Annotated in this window: 4 protein-coding genes and 1 pseudogene; 2 read left to right on the forward strand and 3 right to left on the reverse strand. The window is 73.8% G+C overall.

Annotated elements, in window-relative coordinates:
- A partial coding sequence (locus tag GUI43_RS32985; protein WP_211326803.1) for a serine/threonine-protein kinase occupies positions 1-1,265 on the reverse strand: 1,265 nt, incomplete at its 3' end.
- A gap of 145 nt (positions 1,266-1,410) precedes the next feature.
- Between GUI43_RS32985 and GUI43_RS32990 the strand changes: the two genes are divergently transcribed.
- The gene (locus GUI43_RS32990) at positions 1,411-1,611 is read left to right on the forward strand and encodes a hypothetical protein (protein WP_091407482.1); all 201 of its coding nucleotides are present in this window, start codon (positions 1,411-1,413) and stop codon (positions 1,609-1,611) included.
- On the forward strand, positions 1,611-2,405 hold the full coding sequence (locus GUI43_RS32995) for a site-2 protease family protein (protein ID WP_112700692.1): 795 nt from the start codon (positions 1,611-1,613) through the stop codon (positions 2,403-2,405). Before GUI43_RS32990 ends, GUI43_RS32995 begins: the two co-directional genes overlap by 1 nt.
- Positions 2,406-2,480: 75 nt before the next feature.
- Here GUI43_RS32995 and GUI43_RS33000 read toward each other — a convergent pair whose 3' ends face one another.
- Both GUI43_RS33000 and GUI43_RS35205 read right to left on the reverse strand, forming a co-directional pair.
- Positions 2,481-3,479: an aldo/keto reductase family protein gene (locus GUI43_RS33000; protein WP_112589150.1), complete on the reverse strand. Its 999-nt coding sequence runs from the start codon at positions 3,477-3,479 to the stop codon at positions 2,481-2,483.
- Between the two features lie 44 nt (positions 3,480-3,523).
- Positions 3,524-4,999: pseudogene (locus GUI43_RS35205) on the reverse strand (WG repeat-containing protein); the annotation flags it as partial.
- Positions 5,000-6,225: the final 1,226 nt, after the last annotated feature.

A 6,225-nucleotide genomic window follows, 5' to 3' on the forward strand; every position in this document is an offset into this window, starting at 1 on the left:
GCGCTGGGCCGGGGTCCGGTGGTGGTCGCGTCTCCGGGCGGCAGCGGAGCGTCGGCGACCGCCCCCGACTCGCCGGCCAGCGCGGGTGGCTGGCCCGCCGTACCCGGGTTGGCTCCCGGTCGCAGCGCGACCACGGCCACCACGGCCACCGCGACGAGGACGACCGCACCGGCCCCGACCAGCAGTGCCCGGCGTCGGCTCGACGGTGCGCTTCCGAGCGCGTCCTCCCGGGTCGGCTTCGGTTCGGTCGTCGGTTCGGTCGCGGCGCTCGCCGGTGGGCGCGGCGCGGCGGGCCCTGCCGACACCGGCGTGGCGGACGGCGGCGCCGCAGCCGGGCCGGCTGGCGGCGTGGGGGGACCTGCGGGGGCCGCGAGGCCCGGGGTGGGAGCGGCCAGCGCCCACGGTGGGCGGGCCGAGACCGGAATGCTCGCCAGGGTCGCGTCGCGGGCATCGGCGGCGGCAGCGGCCAACTCGGCCGCGCTGCCAAACCGGTCCTCCGGACGCTTGGCCAGCGCGCGGGTCACCACGGCGGCAACCGCCGGTGGGGTGTTCGCCGGTAGCGCCGCCGGGTCCTCCTGGGCGTGCCGCAGCGCCACCGCGAGGGGGTTGTCACCGTGGAAGGGCGGCTGCCCGGCAAGGCAGAAGTACGCCACCGCGCCGAGCGCGTAGATGTCGGTGGCGGCCGAGACCGGCTGCCCGGTGGCCTGCTCGGGAGACATGTACGAGGCGGTGCCGAGCACCATGTTCGCGGCCGTGAGCCCGGCCATGTTGCGGGACCGGGCGATGCCGAAGTCGACGAGCACCACAGTGCCGTTGCCCTTGACCAGCAGGTTGCCCGGCTTCACGTCGCGGTGCACGATGCCGGCGAGGTGGGCGGTGTGCAGCGCGTCGGCCGCCTGGGCCAGCACCGACATGGTGGTGGCCGGATCCAGCCGCCCCACCGCGCGCACCCGGGCGGACAACGGCTCGCCCTCGACGTACTCCATCACCAGGTAGTCGACCTGGCTGCCGTCGTCGAGCGCGGCCTGCCCCACGTCGTGCACCGGCACCACGCCGGGGTGCCGCAACGCGGCCAGCATCCGCGCCTCGGCCCGGAAGCGAGCGGTGAACTCCGGATCGGCGACCAGCGACGGCAGCAGCACCTTCACGGCGACCTCGCGTTCCAGCAGCACGTCCGTGCCGCGCCAGACCGCGCCCATCCCACCCGTCGCCACCCGCTCGCCCAGCCGGTACCGGTCGCCGAGCAGCACTCCCCGTGTCAGCACCGAGCCACCGTACCGGCCGGCGTCGATCGGATTGATCCACCCCGCGGGTCCCCGCCGGGGCGAGCGAGCGGCCGTTGCGCGCCGGGCCGACTACGCTGGCGAGGGTTCGTCCCACGGGGACTTCAGCGGCGAGGGGAGACGCGGCATGGCGTGGAGCTGGCGGTACGAGGGCACGGACGGCCAGACGGTCGAGGGACCGGCGGAGTCGTTCGGCAGCCAGGCCGACGCCGAATCCTGGATCGGTCAGGCCTGGCGGGAGCTCGCGGCGTCCGGCGTCACCTCGGTCGCGCTCGTGGAGGACGACCGGGTGGAGTACCGGATGAGCCTGTTGCCCACGGCCGAGTGATGGCCTACGACCGCCCGGGCGGTGACGGGCTGGTCCTCGGCGTCCCCAAGGCAGCGTTCCGGCCCAGCCCGGTCTTCCTCGGCCTGGTCGCGCTCTTCGCGGTCAGCGGGGTGCTGACCTGGAACGGGTACGGCAGCGTCCGGCTCAACGTGTTCCTCTTCGTGGTGTCCGGCTGGCTGGTGTCGCTCTGCCTGCACGAGTACGCCCACGCGGTGGTGGCCTACCGGGCCGGCGACCGGGACATCGCCCATCGCGGTTACCTGACGCTCAACCCGTTGAAGTACACCCACCCGTTGCTGTCGATCGTGCTGCCGGTGGTGGTGGTGCTGCTCGGCGGCATCGGCCTGCCGGGTGGCGCGGTCTGGGTGGACCGGCACGCCATCCCGGGTCGCCTGCGGCACACCCTGGTCAGCCTCGCCGGCCCGGCGACCAACGTGCTGTTCACGCTGGTGTTGGTGGCGGCGGTGCGGCTCGGCACCCAGTCGGATGGTCCGGTGGAGTTCTGGGCCGGGGTGGCGCTGCTCGCCTTCCTCCAGCTCACCGCCAGTGTGCTGAACCTGCTGCCGGTGCCCGGCCTGGACGGCGGCAACATGATCCAGCCGTGGCTCAACCCGCAGTGGCGCAAGATGTACGACCTGTTCGCGCCGTACGGCTTCATCCTGCTCTTCGCGCTGCTGTGGAACCCGCGCATCGGCGGTTGGTTCTTCGACGCGGTCTTCGCGGTCGGTGACCTGCTCGGTCTGCCGTCGGGGCTCTACGCCGCCGGCCTGGAGCTGATCCGCTTCTGGCGGTGACCGGTGACCGGGCAGAGTTGACCTGACCCGGCCCGGTCGGCGCGAGGGTTTCGCGCCGACCGGGCCGGAACGGCGTCAGGGACGCTGCGCGGGGGACTCGGTCTTCGCCGCGTCCCGCTCGGTGATCGGCTCGATGATGTCGTCGATCGCCTTGAGCAGTTCGGCGTCGAGCTTCACCCCGGCCGCCTTCACGTTGTCGTGCACCTGCTCGGGGCGGGACGCGCCGATGATCGCCGACGAGACGTTCGGGTTCTGCAACACCCACGCCACGGCGAGCTGGGCCATGGTGAGCCCGGCCTGCTCCGCGAGGGGCTTGAGCTGCTGGACCCGGGTGAGCACGTCGTCGTTCATGAACCGGGAGATGAAGCCCGCGCCCGACTTCTCGTCGGTGGCCCGGGAACCGGCCGGCGGCGGCTGGCCCGGCAGGTACTTGCCGGAGAGCACACCCTGGGCCATCGGCGACCAGACGATCTGCCCGATGCCCAGCTCCTCGCTGGCCGGTACGACCTCGGTCTCGATGACCCGCCAGAGCATCGAATACTGAGGTTGGTTGGAGACCAGCGGGATGTGCAGCTCCCGGGCGAGCGGATGCGCGGCGCGCAGCTGCTCGGCGGTCCACTCGGAGACCCCGATGTAGTGCGCCTTGCCGGAGTGGACGACATCGGCGAACGCCTCCATCGTCTCTTCCAGCGGCGTGCTGTAGTCGTAGCGGTGGGCCTGGTAGAGGTCCACGTAGTCGGTACGCAGCCGGCGCAGCGAGCCGTTGATCGACTCCATGATGTGCTTGCGGGACAGGCCACGGTCGTTGCGGCCGGGCCCGGTCGGCCAGTAGACCTTGGTGAAGATCTCCAGGCCCTCGCGGCGCTCGTTCTGCAGCGCCCGGCCGAGCACGTCCTCAGCGCGCGTGCCGGCGTACACGTCGGCGGTGTCGAAGGTCGTGATCCCCGCATCGAGGGCGGCCCGGACGCAGGCGAACGCGGCGTCCTCCTCGACCTGCGAACCGTGGGTGATCCAGTTGCCGTACGAGATCTCGCTGACCATCAGGCCGGAACGGCCCAGGTGTCGGAATTCCATGTACCGACCCTAGCTCCAGTGGATCAACACTGACGACCGGTGACTCAGAGCACCGGATTGGCGTCGGTGAGTAGCCGGTCGATCTCCTCCAGCACCTCGGCGCGATCGCGGTGCACCGGATCGATGAGCGGCACGCCCCGCCGGTCCAGCGCGCCCCACCGCCCGTTGTCGCTCTCGATCAGGAACGCCACCGGGTGGATGACCAACATCGGGTGCGCCGGCGGGACCAGCACCGTGCCGGTGCGGTCCACCACGCCCCTTCGACCCGCCATGTCGACCACGGCGAGCCCTTCGTCGGTGAAACCGTCGATCTGCTGGCCGTCGGCCAACTCGGTGACGAAGCCGTGGTAGCGGGTGGGCACGATGACCCGACCGGTCCGGTCGACCGCCCCCCACCCCTCGCGCCGCACCGCGGCCAGCCCGCGCCGGAACGGTCGTACCTCGGCGAAGTTGGGCGGGACCTGCACCGCCCCGGTCGCGTCGATCGCCGTCCAACCACCCTCGCCGACCACCCAGGCCAGGCCGTCGCTGAACGGCTGCGCGGCCCGGAAGGACGGCGGGATCACCGTCGTACCGAGCAGGTTGATCAGCGACCAGCGGTCGGTGTCCGGCCGGCGGACCCAGGCCAGCCCGTCGTGGAAGGGCTGCGCCTCGGCGTACCGGGCGGGCACGACCATGTCGCCGTCCTGGCTGGTGTAACCCCACAGCTGCCCGTCGCGGTCTGGCAACGGGGGTCGGTCCCGGTCGAGCACCTCGTCCCGACTCCGGGGGTACGCCCCGAAGCCACCCGCCTCGGCCCGGACGGTGACCGCGTCGAGGGCCACCCGGACCCGGTCCAGCAGTTCGGCGTCGCCCGCGCCGCGCAGGTCGAGCGCCTTCTCGAAGTGCTCGCAGGCCTCCATGAGCCGCCCCTGGTCGTAACACGACCGCCCGGCGTGCTCGTGCAATGCGGCCCGCAACCGGTCGGGCAACTCGACCGAGTTGGCCTGGGCGAAAAGCTGGTCGGCCTCGGCGAAGTCGCCGCGCCAGCGCAGCACGTGGGCCAGCCGGGCCTGGGCCAGCGCGGTCCGGCGCAGCTCGCCGGTGGCCTCGGCGTAGGTGAGGGCGAGCCGACCGTCGGCCAGCGCGTCGTCCAGGTCGCCGAGAATCCGCGAGGCCACAGCCCGCAGGCTGAGCAGCCGGGCCCGGGCACGGTTGTCGACCGCCGAACCCAACTTCTCGGTCAGCCGCCGCCGGATTGCCCGCAGGTCGTCCGGCTCCGTCAGCTCCTCGCGCAGGGTGACCGGGTCCAACCGCCACCGGTACGCGGCCAGCACCTGCTCCGGGTCGCCCGGGTCGGCCAGCGACGGTCGGGTCACCACCGGCGGTGTGTGGTCGGGTGGCGCGGACACCGGCTCGTTCTCCCCGCCCGAGCCGATCCTCGGGCCGGGTACGGCCGAGGCGGGCGGCCCGGACGCCGGCACCACCGACGCTGGCGGCCCGGAGACGGGCGCCGTGGCGGGCGGTGGTGTCGAGGCCGGTGGCGCGGTCATGGGCGTGGCCGCCGGCGGCGCGGAGACGGGCGCTGTTGTGGGCGCTGGCGGCGCGGAGACGGGCGCTACGGAGTGCGGCTGTGTCGGTGCGGGCGGCGCCGAGACGGGCGCTACGGAGTACGGCCGCGCTGAGGCGGGTGGCGCGGACACCGGCGCTGCGGTCGGCGCTGGCGGCGCGGAGACGGGCGCGGTGGAGAGGGGTGGCGCGGAGACGGGGGCTGCGGTCGGCGCTGGTGGCGCGGAGATGGGCGCTGTCGCGGACGCTGGTGGTGCGGAGACGGGGGCTGCGGGCGGTGCCGACACCGGCGGTGCCGAGACGGGCGCCCTCGTGTCGTCCGCAGCCGTGACGTGCAGCGCCGCGTCGCCCCGCCACTCGTCGCCCCGCGAGCCATCCGTCGGGCTCGCGCTCGGATCGTCGATCGCGTCCGTCGACTCGTCCGGTGGCGCGAGTTCGTCCGTCGGGTCGTGCCCGACCGGATCGCTGTCCTCGCTGGGCGAAGCGGCGAAGGGCTGCTGGTCGGCCTCGCCCTCGGCTTCGAGGTCGGCTTCGGTCCGCTGGTGGGGCATCGCGACAGGTGCGCCGGAGACAGGCTCGTCGCCGTCCACCGGTCCCGTGTCGAAATCGGGCTGCGGGTCGTCGTCCAGGTCCTCCGGCCAGAGCCGAGGGGCACCGGAGACCGGGTGGGCGGGCGGCGCGGAGACCGGGTCGAAGGCGTCGTCTGGCGTCGACCCGCTGGCGTGCTCGTCGGCCACGTCAAGATGGGTGTCGGCCGCCGCCGCCGACGTCTGTGCGTCCGGTGCGACCGGTGTCGCGGTGAGGTCGGCGTCGCCGGACGTCGACTCGTCGTCGACCGGGTCGAACGACCGCTGGTCCGTCGCCGGCTCGGCCTGGTCGGACTCGGCGGGCTGAGCGGGGCTGAACCACGCTTCCGGCCCGCGGGTGCCCGGGACGTCGTCCGGCTCGTGAACGGCCGCCACCGGCTCTTCCGAGGGCGGCGGGGGTACGTAGCGGCGCGGCGTACCGGGAGCGGGCGGGAGCACCGGCGCGACCTCCGCCGCCGGTGGCTGCGAGGCCGCCGGAGCCGGAACCGCCCGGGTCGGGTCGGCCGGGGTCGGGTCGGGGCGGGTCGCCGGTGGCGGCGGTCGCGTCGCGCAGCAGACTCTGCAGGTGGGCGGCCTGGTCGCGGGCCAGCTCACTGAGTGCCCGCCGGTCG

This window comes from Micromonospora noduli (assembly GCF_003264365.1).
In the GTDB taxonomy this organism is placed as follows: domain Bacteria; phylum Actinomycetota; class Actinomycetes; order Mycobacteriales; family Micromonosporaceae; genus Micromonospora; species Micromonospora noduli.

Excerpts from the sequence above, each read along its gene's own strand:
- GUI43_RS33000 (WP_112589150.1), bottom strand. The coding sequence starts at position 3,479 with ATGGAATTCCGACACCTGGGCCGTTCCGGCCTGATGGTCAGCGAGATC.
- GUI43_RS32995 (WP_112700692.1), top strand. The coding sequence starts at position 1,611 with ATGGCCTACGACCGCCCGGGCGGTGACGGGCTGGTCCTCGGCGTCCCC.
- GUI43_RS32990 (WP_091407482.1), top strand. The coding sequence starts at position 1,411 with ATGGCGTGGAGCTGGCGGTACGAGGGCACGGACGGCCAGACGGTCGAG.